The following is a 25856-nucleotide window of genomic DNA, read 5'->3' on the forward strand; positions in this document are numbered from 1 at the left end:
GGCGACTGGCCAATGCCTGGCATGAGGCATAACGTGCTGTTTTTCCTGGGTTTGCCTGACCTGGCAAGGTTTCTGCAATGACATGATCGAGCCATGCACTGATGCAGTTCCTTGTGACCAGGCGGCGCGCATGCCGACGACGCGTTACAAAGCCAACCGCTGCGCTTAGACTTGAGACGGGTTTGTTTTCCTGGGGCAAGTCCACCAAATCGGGAGAGAGTTTCATGAAGCTAGTCACAGCCATCATCAAGCCGTTCAAGCTGGACGACGTGCGCGAGTCACTGTCGGAAATCGGCGTGCAGGGCATCACCGTCACCGAGGTCAAAGGCTTCGGCCGGCAGAAGGGTCATACCGAGCTGTATCGGGGTGCCGAATATGTGGTCGATTTCCTGCCCAAGGTGAAGATCGATGTCGCCATCGACGACAAGGACCTTGATCGGGTAATCGAAGCCATCACCAAGGCGGCCAACACCGGCAAGATCGGTGACGGCAAGATCTTCGTGGTGAATCTGGAGCAGGCGATCCGTATTCGTACCGGCGAAACCGATACCGACGCGATCTAAAGCAACAACAAAGCCTCACCAAACCCAACGCCCCAGGAGAAAACAACATGACTCTGCGTAAGATCGCAGGGCTAGGAGCCCTTTTGTCCTTCGTAATGCCCGGGCTGGCCCTGGCAGAAGAAGCTGCGCCCGTGCTCAACTCCGGCGACACCGCCTGGATGCTGACCGCCACGGCGCTGGTGCTGTTCATGACCATCCCCGGCCTGGCCCTGTTCTACGGCGGCATGGTGCGTTCCAAGAACCTGCTGTCGGTGATGATGCAGTGCTTTGCAATCACCGGCCTGATGAGCATCCTCTGGGTCGTCTACGGCTACAGCATCGCGTTCGATACCACCGGTATGGAAAAAGGCGTGCTCAACTTCAATTCCTTTGTGGGCGGCCTCTCCAAGGCTTTCCTCAATGGCGTCACACCCGACCACCTGACCTCGGCCACCGCGCTGTTCCCTGAAGCGGTGTTCATCACCTTCCAGATGACCTTCGCCATCATCACCCCGGCGCTGATCGTGGGTGCATTCGCCGAGCGCATGAAGTTCTCCGCCATGCTCGTTTTCATGGCCATCTGGTTCACCCTGGTGTATGCCCCGATCGCCCACATGGTATGGAGCGGTGACGGCGCGCTGATGTGGGACTGGGGCGTACTGGACTTCGCTGGCGGCACGGTCGTGCACATCAATGCGGGTATCGCCGGCCTGGTCTGCTGCCTGGTGCTGGGCAAGCGCAAAGGCTACCCCACCACACCCATGGCGCCGCACAACCTTGGCTATACGCTGATGGGTGCAGCCATGCTGTGGATCGGCTGGTTCGGCTTCAACGCAGGCTCTGCCGCCGCGGCCAATGGCACTGCCGGCATGGCCATGCTGGTTACCCAGATTGCCACCGCTGCTGCAGCGCTGGGCTGGATGTTTGCCGAGTGGGTCGGCCACGGCAAGCCAAGCGCCCTGGGCATCGCGTCGGGCGTGGTGGCGGGCTTGGTAGCCATCACGCCGGCTGCAGGCACCGTGGGCCCAATGGGCGCCCTGGTGATCGGCCTGGCCTCGGGTGTGATCTGCTACTTCTGCGCAACCAGCCTCAAGCGCAAGCTCGGCTATGACGATTCGCTCGACGCCTTTGGCGTCCACGGTATCGGCGGCATTGTTGGCGCCATGCTTACCGGTGTGTTTGCAGCCCCGGCATTGGGTGGCTTCGGCGCTGTGACCGACATCGGCATGCAGGTCTGGATCCAGGCCAAGGGCGTGATCTTCACCGTGGCCTACACCGCCATCGTCACTTACGTGATCCTCAAGGTGCTGGACCTGGTGATGGGCCTGCGGGTCAACGAAGAAGAAGAGTCGGTCGGCCTCGACCTGGCTCAGCACAACGAGCGTGGTTACAACCTGTAACTGCCGCTCTGTAAAAACTTGCCCGGCTTGCCGGGCATTTTTTTGCCAATTTTTTAGCTTTTCCTGCATGGCAAACGGTTTATCTCACACGTTCGCCACGTAGGCATAAAACTTACAGATTAAGGCGCATTCATGGCGCTTTGCTTTTTCTGCGGGCGCGCTAGAATGCGCGCCGAAGGGTGTTGGACGCGAAGCGCCCACGCTTCACCAGCCTTTGCTAGGCTTGCCAGTGGCGGGTAGCCAGCATGGGTTGCAAGTTATGTCGAGGCCTTGCCATCAGCAGGGCCTGCCGGGTACCGCCTTCCCATCAGGGGTGCGGGCCCAAGGGCAGTGGCCCATATCCCACGGCCAGTTGAATTTTCACCAGTGGCTGCCGGTCTACGGCTGCACTGGTCTCTAACTAACCTGCTTTTGCAAGTCATGAGGTAGAACATGAGCGACGACGATCTGGAAAATGATGACCTCGAGGTCGGTGACGAAGAAGAAGGCGATGAAGGCCTTGAAGCAGCCGCTGACGACGTTGCCGAAGATGCAGGCGACGACGACAGCAGCCCGGCACCTGCCGCCAAAGGCAAATCGAAGGCTGCTGTCTCGGTAGACGAGATGCCCAGCCTGGAAGCCAAGCAGAAGGAACGCGATGCCCTGGCCAGGGCCATGGAAGAGTTCCTGGCGCGCGGCGGCAAGGTTCAGGAAGTGGAGGCCAACGTGGTCGCCGACCCCCCCAAGAAGCCAGACAACAAGTACGGTAGCCGCCCTATCTGAGTGGTTGCGTACTCAAAAGCCCGCCGTCGCTGCGGGCTTTTTTGTGGGTGGTCGTTTTTGCGGGAGGGGTTAGGGCCGATCAGGCCCAGCGGGAGAGGATGCCGGGTAGCTGGGACAGCTGCTGGATTTCCGCATCCGGCGCCCGCTCGCCTGCCCAGGGCTTGCCCTGCGGGTTGAACCACACGGCGCGCAACCCCGCGCGCTGGGCACCGGCAATATCGTCGCCAGGGTGGTCGCCGACGTGCACAGTGGCACTGGCCGCCGCCTCGCCCCGGCGCAGGGCCTCCAGAAACGGCGCCGGGTCGGGCTTGCCGATGCCGAGGTCTTCGGCGCACAGGGCAAAGCGGAAGTAGTCCGCCAGCCCAAGCCGGCTGACGTCGGCATTGCCATTGGTCACCACACCCAGGGTGTAGTGCTGGCACAAGGCTTCGAGCATCGGCTGCACCTCCGGGAATATTTCGACCTGGTGCCGGGCATGCAGGAACACCTCGAAACCCTCGTTGGCCAGTGCCAGGGCCTGCTGGTCGCTGTAGCCTACCTCTTGCAGGGCGTGCGTAAGCACCTTTCTGCGCAAGGCACTGATGCGATGCTTCAGGCCAGGTTCGGCCTGCACCAGGTGCTCGCGAATGGCGAACAGATGCTCCACCGGCACGCTGCCCAGGGTTGGGGCGTTGGCTTCCAGCCAGTCGCGCAACACCACTTCTGCGCTGGCGATAACCGGTGCGGTGTCCCACAGGGTGTCGTCGAGGTCGAACGTGATCAGCTTGATGCTCATGAGTCGTTGCCTTTGCTGCGTTTGGCCCTGGGGTGGGCGCTGTCGTACACCGTGGCCAGGTGCTGGAAGTCCAGGTGGGTATAGATCTGCGTGGTGCCGATGTCGGCATGGCCGAGCATCTCCTGCACCGCCCGCAGGTCTTGGGAGGACTCGAGCACATGGCTGGCGAAGGAATGGCGAAGCATGTGCGGGTGCAAGTGCTGGCCCAGCTCGCGCTCACCCGCTGCTTTTACCCGCAGTTGCACCGCCCGGGCGCTGATGCGGTTGCCCTGACGGGTAATGAACACGGCCCGGTCCCGAGGGTTGCCGATGCCGCGCAGGCGATACCAGGCCTGCAATGCCTCGCGGGCCTTGCGCCCCACGGGTAGCACCCGGGCCTTACCCCCTTTGCCCAGTACCTGTACCAGGCCACCGGCAAGGTCGATATGGTCGAGGTCGAGCTGGGTCAGTTCGGAAAGCCGCAGGCCCGAGGAATAGAACAGCTCGAGCATGGCCTGGTCGCGCCGGGCGATGAAATCGTCATCAACCCCGCCATCCAGTAATTGCAGGGCGCGGTCGGTGTCCAGCACCTTGGGCAGCCGGCGCTCGCCCTTGGGGGCACTCAGGCCATTGGCCGGGTCGTGCTGGCAAAGGCCTTCACGGTTGAGGTAGCGGTACAGGCCCCTGACCGCCGACAGCAGGCGTGCCAGGCTGCGAGAAGACTGGCCCTGGTGATGCTGCCTGGCGACCAGCTGGCGCAGTTGCTGGATCTGCAAGGCTTGCCAGCCGGCGATGCCGTGCTGGTTGCAGTAGGCAATGACCTTTTCCAGGTCGCGACGGTAGGCGAGCAACGTGTGCTCGGACACCTGGCGCTCGTTGCGCAGGTGCGCGCAATAAGCCTCCAGCGCAGGGCTCATCAGCGTACCGGGCGCAGGGTCTGGCTGACGCGGGGCACCACCCGGCCCAGCACCTCGGCGATATAGCCAAGGAACAGAGTGCCGACGCTGCTCTTGTAGTGCTGCGGGTCACGGCTGCCGATGGCCAGCACCCCATGCAGGCCCTGGTACTCAAGGGCGGCCACGGCGCTGGAGCCTACTTCGCGGCGTTGTTCCTCACCAAACAGAAACGCCAGTTCGTGTTCGCGCAGGTTGCCGCAGACCGTTTTGCCGCCACCTAGCAGGGCGCCGATGGCCTGCTGGGCCTCGGCATTGCTGACCCAGCGGCCCACCGGTGCGACGTTGTCGCCAAACAGAATAAGGCTGACGAAGGGCACCTGAAATTCCTGGCGCAGGCTGTCTTCGACCACCATCACCACTTCTTCCAGGTTGCCGGCATCGAGCAGGTCGAGAATCAGCCGGCGGGTTTTGTCGAACAGGCGGTCGTTATCGCGTGCCACATCCATCAGCTGCGACAGGCGGTGGCGCATCTCGATATTACGGTCGCGCAGCAGTTTGAGCTGCCGTTCTACCAGCGAAACGCTATCGCCCCGCTGGTGCGGGATGTGCTGCTCCACCAGCAGTTCGTCGTGCTCGGCGAAGAAGGTGGGGTGGTCCCGCAGGTAGGCGACCACCGCTTCGGCATCGAGGTCAGCGGACTGCTTGGGTACAACCTTGGGCTGATCGGTCATGACGGTTACTCGCTTAAAGTCGAACCTGTCCTTCGTAAACCCGCACAGCCGGGCCAGTCATCAGCACGGGCTTGCCTGGGCCTGCCCATTCGATGTGCAAGCGGCCGCCCGGAAGCTCCAGTGATACCGGGGAGTCCATCCAGCCCTGGCTGATGGCGGCTACCGCAGCGGCGCAAGCGCCGGTGCCGCACGCCTGGGTTTCCCCGGCACCGCGTTCCCACACGCGCAGCCTGGCGCGATGGCGGTCGAGCACCTGCAGGAAGCCGGCATTGACCCGCTGCGGGAAGCGTGGGTGGTGCTCGATCTTCGGCCCCAATTGATGCACAGGTGCGGCCTGCACGTCATCCACACGCAGCACGGCATGGGGGTTACCCATGGACACGGCGGCAACGGCATGCACCTGGCCGTCTACTTCCAGCGGGTAGCTCAGGGCCTGCTCATCGGCAATGAACGGGATATCGGCAGGGATGAACCGGGGTGGGCCCATGTCGACGCTTACCTGGCCATCTTGCTGGATGTCCAGCACGATAATGCCGCTCTTGGTTTCCACGCGGATGCGCTTCTTGGCGGTCAGGCGCTTGTCCAGCACGAAGCGGGCGAAGCAGCGCGCACCATTGCCGCACTGTTCCACTTCGGAGCCGTCGGCATTGAAGATGCGGTAGCGGAAATCCACTTCAGGGTTGTTCGGGGCTTCGACGATGAGCAACTGGTCGAAGCCGATACCGGTGTGCCGGTCACCCCACTGCTTGGCGTGTTTGGGCTGAATGTGTGCGTGCTGGCTGACCAGGTCCAGGACCATGAAGTCATTGCCCAGCCCATGCATCTTGGTAAAGCGCAGCAGCATGGGCTTACTCCGGCAGCAGGCTTTCGCCAGCATACAATTCGGCGATGGTTTCGCGGCGGCGTACTTCGAATGCCTGGTCGCCGTCGACCAGGATTTCCGCGCAACGGCCACGGGTGTTGTAGTTGGAGCTCATGACAAAACCATAGGCGCCCGCAGACTGCACCGCCAGCAGGTCACCCTCGGCCAGGTTCAGCATGCGGTCCTTGCCCAGGAAGTCGCCGGTTTCACAGATGGGGCCCACCAGGTCATAGGGGCGGCCTTCACCGTGGCGCGGTTTGACCGCATCGATACCCATCCACGCCTGATACAGGGCCGGGCGGATCAGGTCGTTCATGGCCGCATCGATGATGGCGAAGTCCTTGTGCTCGGTGTGCTTGAGGTACTCCACCCGGGTCAGCAGCACGCCGGCATTGGCCACGATGTAGCGGCCCGGCTCGAACACCAACGCCAGGTCCCGCTGGCCCACGCGTTCGCGAATGGCCTTGATGTAGTCGGCCACCTGTGGCGGCTGCTCATCACGGTAGCGCACGCCCACGCCACCGCCAAGGTCCAGGTGGCGCAAGTGGATGCCGCACTCGGCCAGGCGGTCAACCAGCACCAGCAGGCGGTCCAGCGCGTCGAGGAACGGTTCCACGGTGGTCAGCTGGGAGCCGATGTGGCAGTCGACACCCACCACGTCCAGGTTCGGCAACTGTGCAGCGCGCACGTAGATGGCTTCGGCATCGGCGATGGCGATACCGAACTTGTTTTCCTTGAGGCCGGTGGAGATATACGGGTGGGTGCCCGCGTCCACGTCGGGGTTTACCCGCAATGAAACCGGCGCCACCTTGCCCATCTCGGCCGCCACCACTTGCAGGCGCTCCAGCTCGTCGGTGGACTCCACATTGAAGCAATGCACGCCCACTTCCAGGGCCCGCCGCATGTCTTCGCGGGTTTTGCCGACACCGGAAAACACCACGCGATCAGCCCGCCCGCCCGCAGCCAGTACACGCTCCAGTTCGCCACCGGAAACGATGTCGAAGCCAGCGCCCAGGCGTGCCAGCACGTTCAGCACACCCAGGTTGGAGTTGGCTTTGACCGCGAAGCACACCAGGTGCTCACTGCCTTGCAGGGCATCGGTGTAGCTGCGGTACTGGGCTTCGATGTGCGCCCGCGAGTACACGTAGGTCGGCGTGCCATGGCGTTCGGCGATGGCCGACAGCGACACACCTTCCGCGAACAGCTCACCGTCGCGGTAGTTGAAAGCGTTCATCTGATTCCCTTACTGCTCTGGCGATTGCTCAGGCTCCGACTGCACGTCAGGCTGCTGCTCTTCGGTCTGGGCGGGCTTGGCTTTGCTCTGGTGCTGGTGCGACTTGTGCACATCCTTGCCGTCCTTGCCATCATCTGGCAGGTACAGTGGGCCTTTCTGGCCGCATGCGGAAACGAGGCAGGCAACAGCGACCAGCGCCGCGAGGGAGGAAATCAGGCGCTTCATGGGTGAAATCCTTAAAAATGCAGTATTGCGCCGGAGTATACCGAGCGACCGGCGCCTTGCCTATGCAAGGGCCTGGCAGCCCCAAGCAGCAGGCCACGAGCTACAAGCTGCAAGCTGCAAGCTACAAGCGGCAAGAAAAAGCTGGCCGGTGTACGCTGAGCCTTTTCTTGCCGCTTGCCGCTTGCCGCTTGCAGCTTGTGGCTTGCGGCTTGCCGCTTGCAATCTGCCGCTTGCGGCGGGCGCTTGGCGCCCGTATCTTGCCCGGCTTGCCTGTCATGCAGCCAATTTCGAGGTTCCTGCAATGAGTTTGACTGAAGCGCGTTTCCACGACCTGGTCGATGCGACCCAACAGGCGCTGGAAGACCTGTTCGACGAGAGCGGCATGGACCTGGACATGGAAAACTCCGCAGGCGTGCTGACCATCACGTTCGAAAACGGCAGCCAGCTGATCTTCAGCCGGCAGGAGCCCCTGCGCCAGCTGTGGCTGGCCGACCGCTCCGGCGGTTTCCACTTCGACTACGACGAAGAGAGTGGCAAGTGGGTGTGTGAAAAGAGCGAGGAGCTGCTGGGCGAAATGCTCGAGCGCATCGTCTGGGAGCGGGCGGGCGAGAAGCTGGATTTCGAAGAGATCTGACATGAGCACCCCCCAAGCCCGGCCGCCCAAGCCGCTTTACAGCAACGTCAGCCCCGCCGTGCCGTCGCCGTGCATCAGCGTGTGCCGGCTGGATGAACAGCGCGTCTGCACCGGCTGCCACCGCCACGTGGAGCATATCCGCGAGTGGCGTTCGGCCGACGACCACCGCCGCCGACAGATCTGCCGCGAGGCGCAGAGCCTGCGCGATCAGGCAAAGGCACAGTGACCGCAAGGGCTTGAGTATTTGCCCGGCTGTGGTAGTGTCGGGTTCTGCGTCGGTGACGCCAAAGCCTGTACAAACCCCGCCCTTGGGCGGGGTTTTGCTTTATCTGTGCATCGAAAATTGCCTGTTCAAAGGAGTCTGACTGGATCATGAGCACCAAGCCTTCCCTCATCCTCACCCGTTTGGACGTACAACGTCTGGAGCGTCTTATCGACAGCCTCGACGAAAGTACGCCGGGCGTGCTTGCCCTGATGGGCGAGCTGGACCGCGCCGAACAGGTGGTCGGTCACGAGGACGTACCTGCCGGCGTGGTGACCATGAATTCGCGGGTGCACTGCCGTGAAGAAGCCAGCGGCAAGGACTATCATCTGACGCTGGTGTACCCCAAGGATGCCGGCCCAGATGGCAAGGTCTCGATTCTGGCACCCATTGGTTGCGCCTTGCTGGGGCTTTCTGTTGGCGAACAGATCGACTGGCCCGCGCCCGGGGGCAAAACCCTCAAGCTGAAGCTGCTGGAGGTCGAGTACCAACCCGAAGCAGCAGGTGATTTCGACCTCTGAGCGGGCTGGGGCTTCACGCCCTCATGGCTACAGAGGCACGTAGTGAATGTCGGGCACAGCGTTACGGTCGTGCAACAGTGGATGCAAAACGCGCTGCAGCTCGCGCGGCAGTTCGGCGTCGTCTTGCACTGGCAGGCGGTGGTGCCACAGGGCATTGCACTCATCCAGCACATGCACCTCTACCACGCCGCCCAGCAGCCTGTGGAACACCTGAATGCAGCCAGGGCGACCTTGCTGCAGCGCCAGCGCAAGGTCCGTGCCTTGCAGGGCGTTGGGGTCCAGGTGCAGGGGGCTGTAACGGTTGCGTGGCTGCCCCAGGCAAGCCAGCAGTTCGTCATGCCCGGCCAGGCTAGTGAGGCTGGCGTCACCCGGCAGCAGCTCCAGCACATGGGTGTAGTGCGCTACCTGCAACAGGTAGCGACAGGGCAGCCCCTGCTGATGCAGGCCTTGAACCGTATCGAACACCTCCTGGATGCGCTGGCGAATGGCCTGGGCGCGGTTCTGGCAAAAGCAGTGCACCTGTACACCCGGCCGGTGAAGCGCGCGCGCGGGCCTGGCGAGATGGTCGCGCAAGCAGCGCGCCAGCGCGTGCTCACCTTCGTATCGCGCCACTAGCACTTCGCCCCAGGTGTTGACGGTTACCTGGTCCACCGTCAGCACGAGGTTTTCGCGTACGCCGCCATAGCTGAGCGAATCGGTGCGCTCGGTCGTCAGGGTGATGTCCAGGTCGCGGTGATGGGGCAAGGGGTCCAACCCGACGTTTACCAGCAGCAGAATCTGGTCGGCCACACTGGGTTGCAGCAGGTGTACCTCGCTGGCGGCTGGCATTGGCAGGCTGATGAGTGCCCGCAGGCAGCCCAGTAGCGCGGACAGCTCCGGCTCTGCCAGGTCGCTGGCCCCCGGCTGGATGGCCAGCCGGGTGCTGCTGTCGATCACGCCGTTGCAATGCGCCCAGGCCAGCAGGGGCAATAGGTGCCGGTCGTGCCTGAGAGGGCTGGCGAGTTCCATGTCATAGGTGCTGAGGTTGTCGCGGTAAAGTGCCCAGCGGTGGGTGCCGGGCGCCTTGCCATCGGGTTCGTGGGCCAGTGTCAGGAGGCTCTCGGCAAGGTCCTGCACGCTGCCCGGGTTGATCACTTCTACCTTGCCGGCACGGCGCTCGAAGGCTGCGCGAAGTCGCCGGCCAAGCACGTTGAGGTCGCGCTGGTCGGCACGGCTTGCCGCATTGCGCACACGGGCGAAGTGGCTGAGAAAGCGGTAGCTGCCGCTCAGTTCGGCCACCAGTTCGCGCCGCTCCAGGGTAGCCTGCTGCACCTTCCATAGCGGGCGGCTGTCAAGCAAGGCCAGCTGCCGCTGGCCCCAACCCCATTCGTCGGTCAGGCGCTGCATCAGCCTGCGCTGCCAGCCACTTGCCCGGGATTTGTCGCTGAGTTTTCTGTTTACCTTCAAATACAGGCTGCGCCGTACCAATTCCAGGCGAGCAGGTTGCCCGCGTTGCAGCAGGTAGCGTTCGATGCGTCGGTACATCATCACGTACGGGTCCAGCGCGTCCAGGTCGGTCTGGTTGGCGAACACAGCCGCTTTGTATTCCAGGCTCAGGCAGGGCTGGGTGGCGTGTTCACTGGCGTAGACCTCAATCAACAGCAGCTTGAGCAGCGACTTGTGGGGCGAGTCTATGCCCTTGAACAATTGCCACAGGCCGGCGCCGACGAACTCTTGGGCAGGCAATTGCGCCAGATGGCCAAGGTCGAGGGTTTCCTGGTCGGGGATGAAGCGTTTGCCCAGCAGCGTCTGGGTATAGCGAGCGTAATTGCCTTCCTGGTCCACCGGTACCAGCCACCACACAGGGATGCGCCCAGCCAGCCAGATGGCAGTGCGGTAGAACTCGTCCAGCAGCAGGTAGTGCTGGGTAGTACCGCAATCGTCCGAGCCCAGTTGGCCGGCGCGTTGGCCCTGTGCGAACGCTTGCGTATCGATCAGAAAGCAGTGCGCCTCGGCACCCAGGCTGGCAGCCCAGGCCTCCAGCAATTGGCACTTGCAGCGCAGGGCCTGCAGCGCCTCGAGCTGCAGATCCGCGGCGTGGCATACCCAGAAGTCCATGTCACTTTGCTCGGCCTGGGCCAGCGAGCCCAGGCTGCCGATCAGGAACAGCCCCTGTATCGGGCGTGGCGAAGAGTTTTCACGGGGCTTGGTGCTGAATGAACGGGCCAGGCGCTGGGCCTCGGCCACCTGCGCGGCACTCGGTTCGAAGCCGCACACGCCGGCGGGCGTATTGCCAGAGATGTACCCCGGCAGCAGGGGATGATTGACGTGCAGCAGCAGCGGTAGCAGCGTAAGCACCTGCTGCTGGCGCGTGGACAGGCCCTCTGTTGCGCGCAGTAACCGGCCCTGATTGATGTGCATGAAACGCCCACGCAACGTCGACAAGAGCTTGCGATCAATCCCTTGGTCCAGGTCAAGGCGGATTTCGTGGGGGTGGTTCATGGGGCGCTCGGCAGGCCGGTTGGGCTGCAGCGAGTTTAGCCTCACCCGTGATGCCTCAGCAGCATTATCGGAATATTGGCGTCATTTGCCCGTCGGTTGCTCGGCAATTACTGCTTTGCACAGGCTTGCTGCATGATGGGCGGGTCAAGTTGAGTGTGAGGTTTCTGATGAGAGTGTGGATCGATGCAGACGCCTGCCCCAAGGCAGCCAAGGATCTGATCGTGAAATTTGCCCTCAAACGCAAGTTCGAGGTGGTGATGGTGGCGGGCCAGGCTGTGGCCAAACCGGCGTTTTCGCTGGTGAAGCTGATCGTGGTGCCCAGTGGCCCTGATGCGGCCGACGATTACCTGGTTGAACACGCCACGCCGGGCGAGTTGGTCATCTGCAGCGACGTGCCCTTGGCCGACCGCCTGGTGAAGAAGGGCGTGGCGGCGCTGGACCCGCGTGGGCGCGAGTTCGACGAGCGCAACATGGGCGACCGGTTGGCCGCACGTAACCTGTTCACCGAACTGCGCGAGCAGGGACAGGCGGGGGGAGGGCAGCCGCCCTACGCCGAGCGCGACAAACAGGCATTTGCCAACGCGCTGGACCGCATCATCGCCCGCCTGTACAAGGCCTGAGCCGACGGCGCTGCGCCAGGCCCTGCGAGCCTGGGCTTACTCGTGGGTCAGTTCCAGCACCCGGTCCACCAGCTTGTAGATGCCCCCGGCTGCGTCGCTGATGGTCTTGGCCGACATGTAGGCCGGGGTGGTCACCAGCTTGCGCTGCACGTCTTCGACGATGTCGTGTACGTCGCACTCTTCATGGGTACCGCCCATCTTCACCACGGCGGCGGCGGTATCGGCATCGGTACCGATGGTGCACACCACGCCAGGCCCGTAGATCTTGGCCGCCAGCGCCGGCGAAATGCAGATCAGGCCAACCGGCTTGCAGGCCGCAGCGAACGCCTCGGCCAGGGCCAGGACGTCTGCGTTGACGCTGCAGTCCGCCCCGTCAGCCGCGAAGGTGGACAAGTTCTTGGCCGCCCCGAAACCGCCCGGCACGATGAGCGCGTCGAAGTCCTCGGCCTTGGCCTCGCGGATATCCTTCACCTCACCGCGGGCAATGCGCGCCGACTCCACCAGCACGTTCCGCGATTCGGGCATCTCTTCGCCCGTCAGGTGGTTGATGACGTGCAGTTGGGCGATGTCCGGGGCAAAGCACTGTACCTGCGCACCACGCTGGTCGAGGCGCAGGAGGGTGATCACGCTTTCGTGGATTTCTGCGCCGTCATACACGCCGCAACCGGAAAGAATCACCGCTACTTTTTTTGTCATGCTCATTTCTCCAGGGTCGATGCGCTCGATACCCGCCAGCCTGGCAGCGCTGCCCAGCGCGGGGACGTCCTGTTTGGTTGGATTGCGCGGGCGCGCGGGTGTTCAGTCCTGCGACTCGCGCGCGGCCCGGCGTTCTGCCCGCAGCGTGCGGAAACGCCTGCGCAGCCACAGCCCCACACCCAGCACCAGCAAGGCGCCAAGCACCCACAGCTCGTAACGTTTGATGTTGCCCAGCAGGCCTTCGAGAATAGCGCCGAAGTGGTAGGCCGCAGCACCCAGAGCCAATGCCCAGATGGCTGCACCAATGCCGTTGAGCAGCAGGTAGCGCCGTGGCGGGTAGCCAGACAGGCCAATGGCAACCGGCATGACCGTGCGCAGGCCGTAGACGAAGCGGAAGCTCAGCACCCAGATATCCGGGTGGCGGCGGATGTGGTCCAGGGCCCGGTCGCCCATGGCCTGCCAGCGTGGCTTGCGTGCCAGGATCTTGCGCCCGTGCCGCCGGCCCATGAAGTACCACAGCTGATCCCCGGCATAGCTGCCCAGAAAGGCCACCAGGCACACGAGTTTGATATCCATGTAACCGCGGAACGCAAGAAAACCCGCAAGCACCAGAATGGTCTCGCCTTCGAAGAAGGTGCCTAGAAAAAGGGCAAAGTAGCCGAAATCCTGCAGGAATTGTTGGAGCATTTTCTGAGGTGCTGGCGAAATGAACGCGCAGCCTACCCCTTCGTGGGCATTCGGGAAAGTGTCCAAATGTGTCTCGACGTGAACAATGCCTACACGGACAATGCCTGATGCTACGCGCCATGCCTTGCCCTGTTATGTAACACAGGCGTCATAATGGGCGCTTATCTTGCCGCTCAATTGATGATAGGGCGTTAACGTCCTCAGGACCGCCAGATGAACAACGAAGTGCTCACCCCTGTCGTGATCAAAGAGGCCCAGGAGCTTCCGGAAGAACTGGTGCAAACCCCGCCAGACCTGCCCCCCGTGCCAGAGCCTCTGGTGGAGCAGGCCGCTGAGCCGGTCGCGCCGCCGCCGGCCCCTGCGCCTGCCATCGCCGTACCAGGCCTGGACGACACCAGCCTGTACATTCATCGCGAGCTGTCGCAGTTGCAGTTCAACATTCGCGTACTGGAACAGGCGCTGGACGAGAGCTACCCGCTGCTCGAACGCCTCAAGTTCCTGCTGATCTTCTCCAGCAACCTGGACGAGTTCTTCGAAATCCGCGTAGCCGGCCTCAAGAAACAAATCAATTTTGCCCGTGAGCAGGCCGGTGCCGACGGTTTGCAGCCGCACCAGGCGCTGACGCGCATCAGCGAGCTGGTCCACATCGAAGTGGACCGCCAGTACGCCATCCTCAACGATGTGCTGCTGCCCGAGCTGGAAAAGCACCAGATTCGGTTCATTCGCCGCCGTTACTGGACACCCAAACTCAAGACCTGGGTGCGCCGCTACTTCCGCGACGAGATCGCCCCGATCATCACCCCGATCGGCCTCGACCCCACGCACCCGTTCCCGTTGCTGGTGAACAAGAGCCTCAACTTCATCGTCGAGCTCGAAGGCGTCGACGCCTTTGGCCGCGACTCGGGCCTGGCGATCATCCCGGCTCCGCGCCTGCTGCCCCGGGTCATCCGGGTGCCAGAAGAGGTGGGCGGCGCGGGGGCCAACTATGTGTTCCTGTCGTCGATGATCCATGCCCACGCAGACGACCTGTTCCAGGGCATGAAGGTCAAGGGCTGCTACCAGTTCCGCCTGACCCGCAACGCAGACCTGGCACTGGACTCCGAAGAGGTCGATGACCTGGCCCGCGCGTTGCGCGGTGAGCTGTTCTCGCGCCGCTATGGCGATGCCGTGCGCCTGGAGGTAGCCGACACCTGCCCGAAACACTTGTCGGACTACCTGCTCAAGCAGTTCAGCCTGAGCGAGAGCGAGCTGTACCAGGTAAACGGGCCGGTGAACCTTACGCGCCTGTTCAGCATCACCGGGCTGGATAGCCACCCCGAGCTGCAGTACCTGCCGTTCACCCCGGCCATCCCCAAGCTGCTGCAGAATGCCGACAACATCTTCAGCGTGATTGGCAAGCAGGACATCCTGCTGATGCACCCGTTCGAGTCCTTCACGCCGGTGGTCGACCTGCTGCGCCAGGCCGCCAAGGACCCGCATGTACTCGCTGTGCGCCAGACCCTGTACCGCTCCGGGGCCAACTCGGAAATCGTCGATGCCTTGGTGGATGCAGCGCGTAACGGCAAGGAGGTTACCGCGGTGATCGAGCTGCGGGCGCGCTTCGACGAAGAGTCCAACCTGCAAATGGCCAGCCGCCTGCAAGCGGCCGGGGCGGTAGTGATCTATGGGGTGGTTGGCTTCAAGACCCACGCCAAGATGATGCTGATTCTGCGCCGCGAGCAGGGCGAGATCGTGCGCTACGCCCACCTGGGCACGGGTAACTACCACGCCGGCAACGCCCGCCTGTACACCGACTACAGCCTGCTCACCTCCGATGATGCCCTCACCGAAGACGTCGGCAAGCTGTTCAGCCAGCTGATCGGCATGGGCAAGACCCTGCGCATGAAAAAACTGCTGCATGCGCCGTTCACCCTGAAGAAGGGCATGCTGGACATGATCGCGCGGGAAACCCAGTTTGCCCTCGACGGCAAACCGGCGCACATCATCGCCAAGTTCAACTCGCTGACCGACGCCAAGGTCATCAAGGCGCTTTACAAGGCCAGCCAGTCGGGCGTGAGGATCGACCTGGTGGTGCGCGGCATGTGCTGCCTGCGCCCAGGCATTGCGGGGGTTTCGCACAATATCCAGGTGCGCTCGATCATCGGCCGCTTCCTGGAGCACACCCGGGTGTTCTACTTCCTCAATGGCGGCGAAGAGCAGATTTACCTGTCCAGTGCCGACTGGATGGAGCGCAACCTCGACAAGCGTGTCGAGACCTGCTTCCCGGTGGAAGGCAAGAAGCTGCTGTTGCGGGTGAAGAAGGAACTGGAAGCCTACCTCACCGACAACACCCATGCCTGGACCCTGCAGCCGGACGGCCGCTATGTGCGTAGCTCGCCAACCGGCAACCAGAACCCGCGCAGTGCCCAGGCGACCCTGCTGGAGCGCCTGAGCAACCCGGTACTTAACGTACGCTGAGGATGAACCCGACCCGGGCCAGCCACTCCGCCTCGTTGGCGAAGTCGGCCTGGGTCAGCTGGTTCTGCTCCAGCCAGCCCTGCGGGAAAACCACTTCAAGCCGGTCATCGTCTGCCTTGAGTTCCACTTTTGGCATCTGCTGGTTGCCACGGATGTGGTGGAACAGAATGGCAAAGCGCAGCAGCACGCACAGGCGCAGCAGCTTCACGCCTTCATCGCCCAGTTCGGCGTAGCGGTCCTTGGGGATGTTGCGGCGGTGGCCGCGCACCAGCAAGGCCATCATCTGCTGGTCCTCGCGGGAAAACCCGGCAAGGTCGGAGTGCTCGATCAGGTAGGCGCCATGCTTGTGGTAGTGGTAGTGGGCGATATCCAGGCCGATCTCGTGCACCTTGGCAGCCCAGCCCAACAGGTCGCGCCAGTTACCGCCCTGCAGGTCCCACGCGGCGGCCACCTGGTCGAAGGCGTGCAGGGCTTTGCGCTCTACCCGCGCCGCCTGGCCCTGGTCCACGTGATAGCGCTCCATTAGCGAGTTCAGGGTGCGTTCGCGCACGTCTTCGTGGTGGTGGCGGCCCAGCAGGTCGAACAGCACACCTTCACGAAGCGCGCCGTCACAGTGGTCCATGCGCTGCAGTTCGAGGGCATCGAAGATCGCCTCGAGAATGGCCAGCCCTGCGGGGAAGATGGTACGCCGGTCTGGCTTGACGCCGTCGAAGTCGATCTTGTCGACCTCGCCCAGCTTGAACAGCTTGCGCTTGACCCACGCCAGGCCTTCGGCGTTGACCTCGCCATTGCCCAGGCCGCCGGCCTTGATGGCTGCGCCGATGGCGCGGATGGTGCCGGACGAGCCGATGGCCTCGTCCCAGGTCAGGCGATGCAGGGCATTTTCGATGCTCATCAGTTCCAGGCGCGCGGCGGTGTAGGCCTGGGCGTAGCGGGCCGGGGTGATCTTGCCGTCGCGGAAGTAGCGCTGGGTGAAGCTGACGCAGCCCATCTGCAGGCTCTCGCGCAGCAGCGGCTCGAAGCGCTGGCCGATGATGAACTCGGTGCTGCCGCCGCCGATATCGGCCACCAGGCGCTTGCCTGGGGTGTCAGCGAGGGTGTGCGATACGCCCAGGTAGATCAGGCGCGCCTCTTCGCGGCCGGAAATGACCTCGACGGGGTGGCCCAGAATGGCTTCGGCACGCTGGATGAAGGTGTTGCGGTTGCGTGCTTCGCGCAGGGCGTTGGTGCCCACGATGCGTACGGCGCCTGCCGGCATGCCGTTGATCAACTGGGCAAAGCGCTTGAGGCACTCCAGGCCTCGCTCCATGGCTTCTTCGCTGAGCGTGCGCTCTTCGTCGATGCCGGCGGCCAGCTGCACCTTTTCGCCCAGCCGCTCGAGGATGCGGATTTCGGTATGGTGGGCCTTGGCCACTACCATGTGGAAACTGTTGGAGCCAAGGTCGATGGCTGCGATCAGGGACAGGTTCTTCGCGGTGGTTTGCGGCATGATCTGGTCGTTCTCGGTCGTTAACCTGGCAATCGTGCCACGATAGCAGGCTGTCGCCAACGCGTGGCACCTCGCCTTCGTACTGTGCTTGATGCAAAGCAATGTGCCATTCGATTCTATGAAGGCCATGTGACAGTTTCGATTCGCGGCGTCTTCCACAACTATAGTTACACTCAATCGTCTGCGGCTTCCTGTAGGCGGCGGGTGCAGCTATGATGGGCAACGTTTTTTTGCATACGAACCTGGAGATATCCATGAGCAGCGATCTGATCAAACATGTGACCGACGCCACCTTCGAGGCTGATGTCCTGAAGGCCCAAGGCCCGGTGCTGGTGGATTACTGGGCTGAGTGGTGCGGCCCCTGCAAGATGATCGCTCCAGTGCTGGACGACATCGCGGGTACCTACGAGGGCAAGCTGACCGTCGCCAAGCTGAACATCGACGAGAACCAGGAAACCCCTGCCAAGCACGGCGTACGTGGTATCCCGACGCTGATGCTGTTCAAGGGCGGCAACGTCGAAGCCACCAAGGTAGGCGCGCTGTCCAAATCCCAGCTGCAAGCGTTCCTCGACGCCCACCTGTGATACAAAGGCCCCGCAAATGCGGGGCTTTTCTTTTCTACTGCACTAGACGCAGAAAAAAGCAAGTGTTACATTCGGCCTCGCACTGCTTCTCCAGTGCCCTCTACATGCCGTCGCCGAAGCATCCCCAATTCGAATCAGTACGCGATCCTTTCGCCATCTAGCGGCGCGGCCTCATTAAGCCAAAGCTTAATTCTCCCTTCTTACATGATTACGTCATTCCCCTTATGAACCTGACTGAACTCAAGCAAAAGCCGATTACCGATCTTTTGGAAATGGCCGAACAGATGGGCATCGAAAACATGGCCCGTTCGCGCAAACAGGACGTGATCTTCGCCCTGCTGAAAAAGCACGCGAAGAGCGGCGAAGAGATTTCCGGTGATGGCGTGCTGGAGATTCTCCAGGATGGTTTCGGTTTCCTGCGGTCCGCTGATGCGTCTTACCTGGCCGGCCCTGACGACATCTACGTCTCGCCAAGCCAGATCCGCCGCTTCAACCTGCGCACCGGTGACACCATCGTCGGCAAGATCCGCCCGCCGAAGGAAGGGGAGCGCTACTTCGCGCTGCTGAAGGTCGACACCATCAACTTCGACCGCCCGGAAAACGCGAAAAACAAGATCCTGTTCGAAAACCTGACGCCGCTGTTCCCCAACAAGCGCCTGAAGATGGAAGCCGGTAACGGCTCCACCGAAGACCTCACCGGTCGCGTCATCGACCTGTGCGCCCCGATCGGCAAAGGCCAGCGTGGCCTGATCGTCGCGCCGCCCAAGGCGGGCAAGACGATCATGCTGCAGAACATCGCGGCGAACATTACCCGTAACAACCCTGAGTGCCACCTGATCGTCCTGCTGATCGACGAGCGCCCTGAAGAAGTGACCGAAATGCAGCGCACCGTGCGCGGCGAAGTGGTTGCGTCCACCTTCGACGAGCCACCCACCCGTCACGTGCAGGTGGCCGAGATGGTCATCGAGAAGGCCAAGCGCCTGGTCGAGCACAAAAAGGACGTGGTGATCCTGCTGGACTCCATCACCCGTCTGGCACGTGCCTACAACACCGTGATCCCGAGCTCCGGCAAGGTACTCACCGGTGGTGTCGACGCCCACGCCCTGGAAAAGCCAAAGCGTTTCTTTGGCGCTGCGCGTAACATCGAAGAAGGCGGCTCGCTGACCATCATCGCCACCGCGCTGGTCGAAACCGGCTCGAAGATGGACGAAGTGATCTACGAGGAGTTCAAGGGCACCGGTAACATGGAGCTGCCGCTGGACCGCCGCATCGCCGAAAAGCGCGTGTTCCCGGCCATCAATATCAACCGTTCCGGTACCCGCCGCGAAGAGCTGCTCACTGCCGACGACGAGCTGCAGCGCATGTGGATTCTGCGCAAGCTGCTGCACCCGATGGACGAGATCGCCGCGATCGAGTTCCTGGTCGACAAGCTCAAGCAGACCAAGACCAACGACGAGTTCTTCCTGTCGATGAAGCGCAAGTAAGCATTTCCGGCGGTTATTGATTGGGGCTGTTTTGCAGCCCTTTGCGGGTTTGCCCGCGAAGGGCTGCGAAGCGGCCCCAATTCATTTGCGCTACACTCTGCACCCCCGATCGACACGGCCAACACGAGGCTTCTGCATGCAGTATCGCGACTTGCGCGACTTCATCCGTGGCCTGGAACAGCGCGGCGAGCTCAAGCGCATCCAGGTCCCGGTCTCTCCCGTCCTGGAAATGACCGAGGTCTGCGACCGTACCCTGCGCGCCAAAGGCCCGGCATTGTTGTTCGAGAAGCCCACAGGCTTCGACATGCCGGTGCTGGGCAACCTGTTCGGTACGCCACAGCGGGTGGCCATGGGCATGGGCGCCGAGTCTGTCGACGAGTTGCGCGAAATCGGCAAGTTGCTGGCCTTCCTCAAGGAGCCTGAGCCGCCAAAAGGCCTCAAGGATGCCTGGTCAAAGCTGCCGATCTTCAAGAAGGTCGTGTCGATGGCGCCCAAGGTGGTCAAGGACGCCGTGTGCCAGGAGGTGGTGCTGGAGGGTGATGAGGTCGACCTCGGTGCGTTGCCGGTGCAGCACTGCTGGCCAGGCGACGTGGCGCCGCTGATTACCTGGGGCCTCACCGTTACCCGCGGCCCGAACAAGGACCGCCAGAACCTGGGCATCTACCGCCAGCAGGTGATTGGCCGCAACAAGGTCATCATGCGTTGGCTGAGCCACCGTGGCGGTGCCCTCGACTACCGCGAATGGTGCGAGAAGCACCCCGGGCAGCCATTCCCCGTCGCCGTTGCGCTGGGCGCCGACCCTGCGACCATTCTGGGCGCCGTGACCCCGGTGCCCGATACGCTTTCCGAATACGCCTTCGCCGGCCTGTTGCGCGGCAACCGCACCGAGCTGGTCAAGTGCCGTGGCAGCAACCTGCAGGTTCCGGCCAGTGCCGAGATCATCCTCGAGGGTGTGATTCACCCAGGCGAGATGGCCCCCGAAGGGCCTTACGGCGACCACACCGGTTACTACAACGAAGTCGACAGCTTCCCGGTGTTCACCGTGGAGCGCATCACCCATCGGCAGAAACCGATCTATCACAGTACCTACACCGGTCGGCCGCCGGATGAGCCTGCCATCCTGGGTGTGGCGCTCAACGAAGTGTTCGTGCCGATCCTGCAGAAGCAGTTCCCGGAAATCGTCGACTTCTACTTGCCGCCTGAAGGTTGTTCGTACCGCATGGCGGTAGTGACCATGAAGAAGCAGTACCCGGGGCATGCCAAGCGCGTGATGCTGGGTGTATGGTCGTTCCTGCGACAGTTCATGTACACCAAGTTCGTTATCGTGACCGACGACGACATCAATGCCCGCGACTGGAACGACGTGATCTGGGCCATCACCACGCGCATGGACCCCAAGCGTGATACGGTGATGATCGACAACACGCCGATCGACTACCTGGACTTCGCGTCACCGGTGTCGGGGTTGGGTTCGAAGATGGGCCTGGATGCCACCCACAAGTGGCCGGGCGAGACTACACGCGAGTGGGGGCGGGTTATCGTCAAGGACGAAGCCGTTACCCGGCGTATCGATGAGCTGTGGGATCAGTTGGGAATAGATTGATGCAGGTAACGTTGCAGCCGTCCGGGGCGGTGTTGGCGCTCGAGCCCGGTGAAAGGATCCTGGATGGAGCGCGCCGGCTGGGTTATGACTGCCCCAACAGCTGCCGCAACGGCAATTGCCATGTCTGCGCCGCGTTGTTGGTAGAAGGCCGCGTGCGCCAGGACGGTGAGGTGCGCGATCATGGTGAGCTGTTCACCTGCCTTGCCGAACCCCTGGAGGACTGCGTGCTGCTGTGGGATGGCGTGCTTGCCCTGGGCGAACTGCCGGTGCGTAAACTGGCGTGCACCGTGAGTGAGTGCCGCGAGGTTGGCGGCGACGTCTGGCGCGTCCGCTTGCTGGCCCCAGCGGGCAAGCCACTGCGTTACCATGCCGGGCAGTACCTGATGATCGAACGCCAGGGCGGCAAGCAGGCGGCGTTTTCGCTGGCATCCGCCCCCCATGCCGGCCGCGAGCTTGAGCTGCATGTGCTGGCGCGCGAACCCAGCGCGGTACAGTTGATCGAACAACTGCAGCACGACCGCCTGGCGCGCATTGAAATGCCCTTCGGCGACACACACCTGGCCGAACTGCCTGACGGGCCACTGGTGCTGATCGCTGCTGGCACCGGCATGGGGCAGATGCACAGCCTGGTCGAGCACTGCCGCGCTCAAGGGTTCAAGCACCCGGTCCACCTGTACTGGGGCGTGCGCCGGCCAGAGGACTTCTACCAGATCGAACACTGGGACGAGTGGTTGCAGTTGCCCAACCTGTACCTGCACCAGGTGGTCAGCGACCTGTGTGGTTGGGAAGGGCGCTGCGGCATGCTGCACCAAGCGGTCTGCGAGGACATCAGTGACCTCAACAGCGTACACGTCTATGCCAGCGGCTCGCCCAACATGATCTATGCCACCCTCGACGCCCTGGTTGAAGCGGGCATGGATGCGCACCGTATGCGTGCCGACGTCTTCGCCTACGCCCCCCGGGGCTAATAACCGAAGTTTGAACATCGGGGTATAAGGCGGTAATTGTTGCCGCCTTGATCACTAACTTTCACTGGCCTTGAAACAATAAGTTCCGGTCGTCGGCTGCTTGCATGAAAATTTCGACATGCGCTTGTCCGCCTCAACTTCCTGACTTAGCTTATACAAGGTCCGGGCCCGCTTTGTTGGCGTCCCGGCCCATGCCGGCCGCGGCGAGTGGGCACTGCGTGTGCCTCAAGGCCTAGTTGGGTTACATGTTTTTGTATGCGGAGACTCCTGGCGGCAGCTTATGTCGGCACTTGAAAGTTCGTCCTGGAAAGTTAACTACCCCCCGTCACTCGATTTTGGCCAGCCCCTCACACGTGAGCAGTTGCACACTTCCATGCAGGCCACCCTGTCGCAGCACCCGGGTGGGCCAGTGTGGTTGTTTGCCTACGGCTCATTGATCTGGCGGCCAGAGTGCAGCGCCGTGGAGCGTCAGCGGGCGCGGGTGCACGGCTATCACCGCGGCCTGTACCTGTGGTCGCACGAGCACCGTGGCACGCCAGAAACCCCTGGGCTGGTCTTCGGCCTGGACCGTGGTGGCTCCTGCAGCGGCTTCGCCTACAGGCTGGACGAGCGCACACTGGACGCCTCGCTGATGGCCTTGTGGCAACGGGAAATGCCCTACCCGGCGTACCGCCCCCATTGGCTGAATTGCCGGCTGGGCGACGGCAGCAAGGTGCAGGCATTGGGCTTTGTGCTGGAGCGCCATTTGCCGTGCTACGCAGGTAACCTGCCAGACACGCTGCTCAGCCACATTCTGGCCCGTGCAGCAGGGCGCTACGGCACTACGCGCGATTATGTCGAGCAAACACTCAACGCCCTGCGTACTCACCAGATGCCTGACCGCAGCCTGGAGGCGCGTTTCAGGCGCTGTCACAACCTGGGCGAGGCCTGAGGCGGTAGCGCCCTCACGGCACTGACACCACCAGCTTGCCCACTGCCTGCCGCTGGCCCAGCTTGTCGATGGCCGCCCCGGCCTCGGCCAGTGGGTAGATGTGCGACACCAGTGGGTTCAGCTTGCCCTCGGCGTACCAGGCAAACAGCTGCTGGAAGTTTGCCGCGTTGTCCTGGGGCTGGCGCTGTGCGAAAGCCCCCCAGAACACGCCCAGCACCGCCGCGCCCTTGAGCAGCACCAGGTTGGCTGCAAGCTGCGGGATCACACCACTGGCAAAGCCCACTACCAGCAACCGGCCGTTCCAGGCCAGCCCGCGTACCGCCTGTTCGAACAGCTCGCCGCCCACCGGGTCGTAGATCACATCCACACCGTTACCCCCGGTCAAGCGCTTGATTTCTTCGCGCAGGCTGCCTGCGCTGTAGTCGATCAGCTCGTCTGCCCCGGCAGCTTTGGCCACCGCCAGTTTCTCGGCACTGCTGGCCGCTGCGATTACCCGGGCGCCCATAGCCTTGCCGATTTCAACCGCCGCCAGCCCCACGCCACCGGATGCGCCCAGCACCAGCAGGGTTTCCCCTGGCTGCAACCGGCCCCGCTGGTGCAGGGCATGCATCGAGGTGCCATAGGTCATGCCGAAGGCTGCGGCGGTGGTGAAATCCATGCCCGCCGGTATCGGCAGCAGGTTGTAGGCCGGTACCGCCACCTGCTCGGCGAATGCACCCCAGCCGGTCAGCGCCATCACCCGGTCTCCTACCTTGAAGGCACCAGCCTTTTCGCCAACCGCCGCCACCACCCCCGCGGCCTCCCCGCCAGGTGAAAAGGGCAGGGCAGGCTGGAACTGATACTTGCCTTCGATGATCAGGGTGTCCGGGAAATTGACCCCGGCGGCACGCACATCCAGCAGCACCTCGTTTGGCTTGGGGAGCGGGCTTGCCACCTCTTCGAGTACCAGGCCACTTGCCGGGCCCAGGGTTTTGCACAGCAAGGCTTTCATCGTGGGCTATTCCTTTACGGGTAATGGCCGATAAGTGTAGGAGGCCGGCCCGCCGGGTCAACGAGCATGGCCTGCCCTGATGGGCAGGCATAAGCCCGGGCTTGGGTTTGCGCGGCGCGCTGGGTAAGCTGGCGGCAACTGTATTGAGGAGCGAATTCGTGAAAGCGTGGATCTTGATGGTACTGGCCCTGGTGCTACCTGCCGCAGCCCTGGCCGAAGAAGCCAAGGAAGGCGCGCCCAAGGTCGCCTATATCAGCCTCAACCCTCCATTCGTAGGCAATTATGCCCTCGACGGTGGCCCTCGCCTGCGGGTGTACAAGGCTGACGTAGCCCTGCGGGTCACCGGCGATGAAGCGGCCAAGGCTGTGCAGAGCCACGAGCCGTTGATCCGTAACCAGCTGGTGGCACTGTTCGCCCAGCAGACGGTAGACAGCATGAGCAATGTCGAGGCCAAGGAGCACCTGCGCCAGGAGGCACTGAAGCAGGTTCAGCAGGTGATGGAAGCCGAAGAGGGCAAGCCGATCGTCGAGGACCTGCTGTTCAACAACCTCATCGTCCAGTAAGGCGGGCGGGCTGGCTGTGAGGCCTAGCGCAAGGCCAGCACCGCCGCCCACTGCGCGGGGGTGACCGGCATCACTGAAAGGCGGCTGCCTTTTTGCACCAGTGGCAGCTCGGCCAGTTCGGCTTGCTGCTTCAGCCAGCCCAGCTCCAGCACCCGCGGCAGGGTCTGCACATGGGCTACGTCCACCGCGCTCCAGGGGTTTTTATCGGCGGTGGCCTTGGCGTCGTGATAGTGGCTTTGCGGGTCGAGGGCGGTGGGGTCCGGGTACGCCGCGCGCACCACCTTGGCGATGCCCGCAATCCCAGGCTGCGGGCAGCTGGAATGGTAGAAGAAGAACTCATCGCCAACGCTCATGGCCCGCAGAAAATTGCGCGCCTGGTAGTTGCGCACCCCGTCCCAGCGCGCCTCACCCAACCGCCCCAGGGCCTCGATGGACAGCTCGTCGGGCTCGGACTTCATCAGCCAATAGGCCATGCGCGGTGCTCCTGAAAAGTTTTGAAATAACGTATTGAACTAAACCGACAGCCGGTTGACGTCAAGGTTTGCTTGCGGACGCATGTTGTCGGAGAATGCGCCCCGTTTGAAGTGCGATGCTACGGCGCTACGCAAAAAGTCGCCGAGCACTGAACAGTTTGCCTGGGGGGCAATCGTCGATGAATCAACGTAAAAAGCCGGACCTGCTTTGGGTCCTGGTGTTCATTTTTGGCTTGGGTGTGGTCACCACCGGTTATGCGCAAGGGTTCTGGGAGCGCAAGCTGGACAACGCCTATCAGGCGGCCGCCGAGGCCAGCCAGCCGCAACGTTGACCCCCACAAGCGGCACGGCCTACTGCGGCGCCAGGTACCAGTGGTGGTCCGAGACCGTGCCCTGCAGCGGTACATCCCAACTGGCCTGCGCCAGCCGCTCCACCTTCTGGCATTCATGGGCCAGCCCCAGCAGCAGTGGCTTCTTCCACGTTTTACGGCGTGCCTGATAGGCCAGGCTGCGATCGTAGAACCCGCCGCCCATCCCCAGCCGCCCGCCCGCATCATCAAAACCGACCAGTGGTAGCAAAATCAGGTCCAGGGCCCAGATCGGGCGCTGCCGCCTGCGGTCGATGACCGGCTCAGGGATGCGAAACCGGTTGGGTTTGAGGGCTTCGCCCTGTTCGAAGCGCTGGAACACCATGCGCGTGCGTGGCCATGCATGCAGTACCGGCAAGTAGGTGCGCTTACCCCGTCGCTGGGCTTCACGCAGCAACAGGCGAGGGTCTATTTCACCATCATTGGGCAGGTACAGGGCAATGTGCCGGGCGCGCCGGAACAGCGGGTGCTGCGCCAGCTGGCGATACAGGCCGGCAGCGGCCTGGCGTTGCTGGGCGGGGGTGAGTGCGCGGCGGGCTTGGCGAAGCAGGCGACGAAGCTGGGGGCGGGTGAGCGGCGCGGTGTCGGTCATGGCACAGGCGGTCCCAGGAGTGCTGGCCGACGCTTGCGGCCAAAAC

28 protein-coding genes are annotated in these 25856 nt (G+C 62.9%); 15 read left to right on the plus strand and 13 right to left on the minus strand.

Going from position 1 to position 25856, the window contains the following annotated elements:
* The first annotated feature begins 224 nt into the window (after positions 1-224).
* The 3 genes from glnK to sutA all read left to right on the plus strand — a co-directional run bounded on the left by glnK (position 225) and on the right by sutA (position 2704).
* Positions 225-563 (plus strand): P-II family nitrogen regulator, encoded by a 339-nt coding sequence (glnK, locus tag IAE33_RS13055; protein WP_002555808.1) that lies wholly within the window; start codon positions 225-227, stop codon positions 561-563.
* Between the two features lie 47 nt (positions 564-610).
* Positions 611-1942, plus strand: coding sequence for an ammonium transporter (locus IAE33_RS13060; RefSeq protein ID WP_028632930.1), 1332 nt, complete (start codon positions 611-613; stop codon positions 1940-1942).
* 432 nt (positions 1943-2374) lie between these two features.
* Positions 2375-2704: a transcriptional regulator SutA gene (gene sutA, locus IAE33_RS13065; protein WP_201163797.1), complete on the plus strand. Its 330-nt coding sequence runs from the start codon at positions 2375-2377 to the stop codon at positions 2702-2704.
* Positions 2705-2783: 79 nt separating this feature from the next.
* Here the strand turns inward: sutA and IAE33_RS13070 are convergent, their stop codons facing one another.
* From IAE33_RS13070 to lptM, 6 genes are read right to left on the minus strand one after another with little or no spacing between them, the layout of a single operon-like run.
* A complete protein-coding gene (locus tag IAE33_RS13070; protein ID WP_201163798.1) occupies positions 2784-3479 on the minus strand; it encodes an HAD family hydrolase in 696 nt (231 codons plus the stop codon).
* Positions 3476-4375: a tyrosine recombinase XerC gene (gene xerC / locus IAE33_RS13075; RefSeq protein WP_201163799.1), complete on the minus strand. Its 900-nt coding sequence runs from the start codon at positions 4373-4375 to the stop codon at positions 3476-3478. Before xerC ends, IAE33_RS13070 begins: the two co-directional genes overlap by 4 nt.
* Entirely contained in the window at positions 4375-5085 is a 711-nt protein-coding gene (locus IAE33_RS13080) for a DUF484 family protein (protein WP_028632934.1), read from the minus strand. Before IAE33_RS13080 ends, xerC begins: the two co-directional genes overlap by 1 nt.
* 13 nt (positions 5086-5098) lie before the next feature.
* Positions 5099-5929: a diaminopimelate epimerase gene (gene dapF, locus IAE33_RS13085; protein ID WP_028632935.1), complete on the minus strand. Its 831-nt coding sequence runs from the start codon at positions 5927-5929 to the stop codon at positions 5099-5101.
* Positions 5930-5933: 4 nt separating this feature from the next.
* Entirely contained in the window at positions 5934-7181 is a 1248-nt protein-coding gene (lysA, locus tag IAE33_RS13090; RefSeq protein ID WP_201163800.1) for a diaminopimelate decarboxylase, read from the minus strand.
* A gap of 9 nt (positions 7182-7190) precedes the next feature.
* Complete coding sequence (lptM, locus tag IAE33_RS13095) at positions 7191-7406, minus strand: LPS translocon maturation chaperone LptM (protein ID WP_201163801.1); 216 nt, start codon at positions 7404-7406, stop codon at positions 7191-7193.
* Positions 7407-7707: 301 nt separating this feature from the next.
* Between lptM and cyaY the strand changes: the two genes are divergently transcribed.
* The 3 genes from cyaY to rnk all read left to right on the plus strand — a co-directional run bounded on the left by cyaY (position 7708) and on the right by rnk (position 8823).
* On the plus strand, positions 7708-8040 hold the full coding sequence (gene cyaY, locus IAE33_RS13100; RefSeq protein ID WP_028632937.1) for an iron donor protein CyaY: 333 nt from the start codon (positions 7708-7710) through the stop codon (positions 8038-8040).
* A gap of 1 nt (position 8041) precedes the next feature.
* Positions 8042-8266, plus strand: coding sequence for a DUF1289 domain-containing protein (locus IAE33_RS13105; RefSeq protein WP_028632938.1), 225 nt, complete (start codon positions 8042-8044; stop codon positions 8264-8266).
* A 146-nt stretch (positions 8267-8412) separates the two neighbouring features.
* Positions 8413-8823, plus strand: coding sequence for a nucleoside diphosphate kinase regulator (gene rnk, locus IAE33_RS13110; RefSeq protein WP_028632939.1), 411 nt, complete (start codon positions 8413-8415; stop codon positions 8821-8823).
* Positions 8824-8850: 27 nt separating this feature from the next.
* On the opposite strand, the gene IAE33_RS13115 is transcribed toward rnk, so the two are convergent.
* The gene (locus IAE33_RS13115) at positions 8851-11304 is read right to left on the minus strand and encodes a class I adenylate cyclase (RefSeq protein WP_201163802.1); all 2454 of its coding nucleotides are present in this window, start codon (positions 11302-11304) and stop codon (positions 8851-8853) included.
* A gap of 167 nt (positions 11305-11471) precedes the next feature.
* Here IAE33_RS13115 and IAE33_RS13120 point away from each other — a divergent pair, with 167 nt between their 5' ends.
* The gene (locus IAE33_RS13120) at positions 11472-11924 is read left to right on the plus strand and encodes a YaiI/YqxD family protein (protein WP_201163803.1); all 453 of its coding nucleotides are present in this window, start codon (positions 11472-11474) and stop codon (positions 11922-11924) included.
* A 36-nt stretch (positions 11925-11960) separates the two neighbouring features.
* On the opposite strand, the gene elbB is transcribed toward IAE33_RS13120, so the two are convergent.
* Both elbB and IAE33_RS13130 read right to left on the minus strand, forming a co-directional pair.
* Entirely contained in the window at positions 11961-12620 is a 660-nt protein-coding gene (elbB, locus tag IAE33_RS13125; RefSeq protein ID WP_028632941.1) for an isoprenoid biosynthesis glyoxalase ElbB, read from the minus strand.
* A gap of 102 nt (positions 12621-12722) precedes the next feature.
* Complete coding sequence (locus IAE33_RS13130; protein ID WP_201163804.1) at positions 12723-13307, minus strand: DedA family protein; 585 nt, start codon at positions 13305-13307, stop codon at positions 12723-12725.
* A gap of 213 nt (positions 13308-13520) precedes the next feature.
* On the opposite strand from IAE33_RS13130, the gene ppk1 reads away from it, so the two are divergent.
* Positions 13521-15764, plus strand: a complete 2244-nt coding sequence (gene ppk1 / locus IAE33_RS13135) for a polyphosphate kinase 1 (RefSeq protein ID WP_201163805.1) — start codon at positions 13521-13523, stop codon at positions 15762-15764.
* Here ppk1 and ppx read toward each other — a convergent pair.
* On the minus strand, positions 15751-17253 hold the full coding sequence (gene ppx, locus IAE33_RS13140; RefSeq protein ID WP_201163806.1) for an exopolyphosphatase: 1503 nt from the start codon (positions 17251-17253) through the stop codon (positions 15751-15753). The two genes, ppk1 and ppx, sit on opposite strands and share 14 nt — an antisense overlap.
* 254 nt (positions 17254-17507) lie before the next feature.
* On the opposite strand from ppx, the gene trxA reads away from it, so the two are divergent.
* The 5 genes from trxA (at position 17508) to IAE33_RS13165 (ending at position 22823) form a co-directional block, all read left to right on the plus strand.
* Positions 17508-17837, plus strand: a complete 330-nt coding sequence (gene trxA, locus IAE33_RS13145; RefSeq protein WP_060480878.1) for a thioredoxin TrxA — start codon at positions 17508-17510, stop codon at positions 17835-17837.
* Positions 17838-18061: 224 nt separating this feature from the next.
* Entirely contained in the window at positions 18062-19321 is a 1260-nt protein-coding gene (rho, locus tag IAE33_RS13150; protein ID WP_003253661.1) for a transcription termination factor Rho, read from the plus strand.
* Positions 19322-19457: 136 nt separating this feature from the next.
* Positions 19458-20924, plus strand: a complete 1467-nt coding sequence (gene ubiD, locus IAE33_RS13155; RefSeq protein ID WP_201163807.1) for a 4-hydroxy-3-polyprenylbenzoate decarboxylase — start codon at positions 19458-19460, stop codon at positions 20922-20924.
* Complete coding sequence (locus IAE33_RS13160) at positions 20924-21892, plus strand: CDP-6-deoxy-delta-3,4-glucoseen reductase (protein WP_201163808.1); 969 nt, start codon at positions 20924-20926, stop codon at positions 21890-21892. Before ubiD ends, IAE33_RS13160 begins: the two co-directional genes overlap by 1 nt.
* 280 nt (positions 21893-22172) lie before the next feature.
* Positions 22173-22823, plus strand: a complete 651-nt coding sequence (locus tag IAE33_RS13165) for a gamma-glutamylcyclotransferase (RefSeq protein WP_201163809.1) — start codon at positions 22173-22175, stop codon at positions 22821-22823.
* A 13-nt stretch (positions 22824-22836) separates the two neighbouring features.
* Here IAE33_RS13165 and IAE33_RS13170 read toward each other — a convergent pair whose 3' ends face one another.
* On the minus strand, positions 22837-23814 hold the full coding sequence (locus IAE33_RS13170; protein ID WP_201163810.1) for an NADPH:quinone oxidoreductase family protein: 978 nt from the start codon (positions 23812-23814) through the stop codon (positions 22837-22839).
* Positions 23815-23972: 158 nt separating this feature from the next.
* Between IAE33_RS13170 and IAE33_RS13175 the strand changes: the two genes are divergently transcribed.
* The gene (locus IAE33_RS13175; protein ID WP_028632949.1) at positions 23973-24377 is read left to right on the plus strand and encodes a flagellar basal body-associated protein FliL; all 405 of its coding nucleotides are present in this window, start codon (positions 23973-23975) and stop codon (positions 24375-24377) included.
* 23 nt (positions 24378-24400) lie between these two features.
* On the opposite strand, the gene IAE33_RS13180 is transcribed toward IAE33_RS13175, so the two are convergent.
* On the minus strand, positions 24401-24850 hold the full coding sequence (locus IAE33_RS13180; RefSeq protein WP_028632950.1) for an EVE domain-containing protein: 450 nt from the start codon (positions 24848-24850) through the stop codon (positions 24401-24403).
* Positions 24851-25029: 179 nt separating this feature from the next.
* Here IAE33_RS13180 and IAE33_RS13185 point away from each other — a divergent pair, with 179 nt between their 5' ends.
* Entirely contained in the window at positions 25030-25182 is a 153-nt protein-coding gene (locus tag IAE33_RS13185) for a hypothetical protein (RefSeq protein ID WP_201163811.1), read from the plus strand.
* A 19-nt stretch (positions 25183-25201) separates the two neighbouring features.
* On the opposite strand, the gene IAE33_RS13190 is transcribed toward IAE33_RS13185, so the two are convergent.
* Positions 25202-25810 carry a 5-formyltetrahydrofolate cyclo-ligase gene (locus IAE33_RS13190; RefSeq protein ID WP_201163812.1) on the minus strand — a complete coding sequence of 203 codons (609 nt, stop codon included), beginning with the start codon at positions 25808-25810 and terminating at the stop codon, positions 25202-25204.
* Between the last annotated feature and the right edge of the window lie 46 nt (positions 25811-25856).

Source organism: Pseudomonas sp. S60, from assembly GCF_016647865.1.
Classification (GTDB): Bacteria; Pseudomonadota; Gammaproteobacteria; order Pseudomonadales; family Pseudomonadaceae; genus Aquipseudomonas; species Aquipseudomonas parafulva.

Bases quoted from the DNA above. Each gene is read 5' to 3' on its own strand.
- glnK (WP_002555808.1), top strand. From the start codon at position 225: ATGAAGCTAGTCACAGCCATCATCAAGCCGTTCAAGCTGGACGACGTG.
- IAE33_RS13060 (WP_028632930.1), top strand. From the start codon at position 611: ATGACTCTGCGTAAGATCGCAGGGCTAGGAGCCCTTTTGTCCTTCGTA.
- sutA (WP_201163797.1), top strand. From the start codon at position 2,375: ATGAGCGACGACGATCTGGAAAATGATGACCTCGAGGTCGGTGACGAA.
- IAE33_RS13070 (WP_201163798.1), bottom strand. From the start codon at position 3,479: ATGAGCATCAAGCTGATCACGTTCGACCTCGACGACACCCTGTGGGAC.
- xerC (WP_201163799.1), bottom strand. From the start codon at position 4,375: ATGAGCCCTGCGCTGGAGGCTTATTGCGCGCACCTGCGCAACGAGCGC.
- IAE33_RS13080 (WP_028632934.1), bottom strand. From the start codon at position 5,085: ATGACCGATCAGCCCAAGGTTGTACCCAAGCAGTCCGCTGACCTCGAT.
- dapF (WP_028632935.1), bottom strand. From the start codon at position 5,929: ATGCTGCTGCGCTTTACCAAGATGCATGGGCTGGGCAATGACTTCATG.
- lysA (WP_201163800.1), bottom strand. From the start codon at position 7,181: ATGAACGCTTTCAACTACCGCGACGGTGAGCTGTTCGCGGAAGGTGTG.
- lptM (WP_201163801.1), bottom strand. From the start codon at position 7,406: ATGAAGCGCCTGATTTCCTCCCTCGCGGCGCTGGTCGCTGTTGCCTGC.
- cyaY (WP_028632937.1), top strand. From the start codon at position 7,708: ATGAGTTTGACTGAAGCGCGTTTCCACGACCTGGTCGATGCGACCCAA.
- IAE33_RS13105 (WP_028632938.1), top strand. From the start codon at position 8,042: ATGAGCACCCCCCAAGCCCGGCCGCCCAAGCCGCTTTACAGCAACGTC.
- rnk (WP_028632939.1), top strand. From the start codon at position 8,413: ATGAGCACCAAGCCTTCCCTCATCCTCACCCGTTTGGACGTACAACGT.
- IAE33_RS13115 (WP_201163802.1), bottom strand. From the start codon at position 11,304: ATGAACCACCCCCACGAAATCCGCCTTGACCTGGACCAAGGGATTGAT.
- IAE33_RS13120 (WP_201163803.1), top strand. From the start codon at position 11,472: ATGAGAGTGTGGATCGATGCAGACGCCTGCCCCAAGGCAGCCAAGGAT.
- elbB (WP_028632941.1), bottom strand. From the start codon at position 12,620: ATGACAAAAAAAGTAGCGGTGATTCTTTCCGGTTGCGGCGTGTATGAC.
- IAE33_RS13130 (WP_201163804.1), bottom strand. From the start codon at position 13,307: ATGCTCCAACAATTCCTGCAGGATTTCGGCTACTTTGCCCTTTTTCTA.
- ppk1 (WP_201163805.1), top strand. From the start codon at position 13,521: ATGAACAACGAAGTGCTCACCCCTGTCGTGATCAAAGAGGCCCAGGAG.
- ppx (WP_201163806.1), bottom strand. From the start codon at position 17,253: ATGCCGCAAACCACCGCGAAGAACCTGTCCCTGATCGCAGCCATCGAC.
- trxA (WP_060480878.1), top strand. From the start codon at position 17,508: ATGAGCAGCGATCTGATCAAACATGTGACCGACGCCACCTTCGAGGCT.
- rho (WP_003253661.1), top strand. From the start codon at position 18,062: ATGAACCTGACTGAACTCAAGCAAAAGCCGATTACCGATCTTTTGGAA.
- ubiD (WP_201163807.1), top strand. From the start codon at position 19,458: ATGCAGTATCGCGACTTGCGCGACTTCATCCGTGGCCTGGAACAGCGC.
- IAE33_RS13160 (WP_201163808.1), top strand. From the start codon at position 20,924: ATGCAGGTAACGTTGCAGCCGTCCGGGGCGGTGTTGGCGCTCGAGCCC.
- IAE33_RS13165 (WP_201163809.1), top strand. From the start codon at position 22,173: ATGTCGGCACTTGAAAGTTCGTCCTGGAAAGTTAACTACCCCCCGTCA.
- IAE33_RS13170 (WP_201163810.1), bottom strand. From the start codon at position 23,814: ATGAAAGCCTTGCTGTGCAAAACCCTGGGCCCGGCAAGTGGCCTGGTA.
- IAE33_RS13180 (WP_028632950.1), bottom strand. From the start codon at position 24,850: ATGGCCTATTGGCTGATGAAGTCCGAGCCCGACGAGCTGTCCATCGAG.
- IAE33_RS13185 (WP_201163811.1), top strand. From the start codon at position 25,030: ATGAATCAACGTAAAAAGCCGGACCTGCTTTGGGTCCTGGTGTTCATT.
- IAE33_RS13190 (WP_201163812.1), bottom strand. From the start codon at position 25,810: ATGACCGACACCGCGCCGCTCACCCGCCCCCAGCTTCGTCGCCTGCTT.